Source organism: Frankia sp. CoWAU3 (assembly GCF_977971855.1).
The window spans coordinates 3,259-4,324 of sequence record NZ_CDWWXB010000202.1 but is presented as its reverse complement, the minus strand read 5'-3'; the positions used below and the strand labels follow the sequence as shown (position 1 = coordinate 4,324).

1 protein-coding gene is annotated in these 1,066 nt (G+C 74.1%); it reads right to left on the bottom strand.

What is annotated here, in order from left to right:
* On the bottom strand, positions 1-1,066 hold a 1,066-nt coding region (locus tag AC08ON_RS15200; protein WP_476617203.1), incomplete at both ends, for a WD40 repeat domain-containing protein.

Below are 1,066 nucleotides of genomic sequence, written 5' to 3'. Positions count from 1 at the left end.
CGTCGACCGGCGTGCGCCGGGTCACATCCCAGACTGTGACCCGCCCGCCCTGGCCCTGACCGCCCGCATCCTCGCCAGCAGGGCCCTGCCCGCCCGCCGCCAGTACCGCGCCGCCCGCACCGAACGCGACGGCCCACACCGCACCCCGCCCGGCACGCAGCGGCGGTCCGAGTGCACGCCGGCTGGCGACGTCCCAGACCTGCGTCGTGCCGTCGAGGCTGCCCGAGGCGAGCATCCGGCCGTCCGGACTGAACACCAACGCCTGGATCGCACCCCGCTGGCCACTGGCCGTGCCACCCCCGGTGCGGTGGCGGCCGCCGTCCCACCAGGTCACCGTGCCGTCCCCGGTGCCGGTCACGACCGTTCTCCCGTCGGGGCTGACCGCGACCGCGCGGACCGATGCGCCAGCGCCGATGGGATCGACGGCAGGTGCGACGTCCGCGGCGAGAACGCTGACCAGGCGTGGGTCACTGTTCTGCAGAGTAGACAGCAGCGCGCTGCGGGCCTGCGTCGTGTCGTCGACCCGGTAGGCCTGGGCGGCGAGCAGGAGCGCTCGGGACAGCTGGCTGGGCTGGGCCGCGACCGCCTGCGCCGCGAGCTGGCGCGACAGCGCGGCACGGCTCTGGACCGCGGCGCGGTCGGCGAGCCTGCCGGCCCGCACCGACTGCGCGATCGCCAGCCCCGACGCGACGAGCGTCAGTGCCAGGAAGGCGGCAAGCCCCCGCGCGAGCAGCCCGAGCCGCCGGTTGGTCCGCCGCACCTGCGCGATCTCCCGTGCCTCGTGCGCATGACCCGCGTGGAGGAAGTCCCGCTCAAGCTGGTTGAGTTCCGTGCTGTTGGCAGCGGCCCAGTCCATCGCGGCGGCGAGCCTGGCTCCCCGATACAGGCCGCTGTCATCTCGTCCACCGCTGGACCACTGCTCGGCGTCATGGGCCAGGGTTCGAGTGAAGAGCAGGTCCTGGCGGGCCGTGTCGATCCACTGGCGCAACGTTGGCCAGCCGGCGATGAGCGCCTCGTGCGCGAGGTCAACGCGCTGGTCGCCTCCGCTGTCATCACTGCTCGGGAT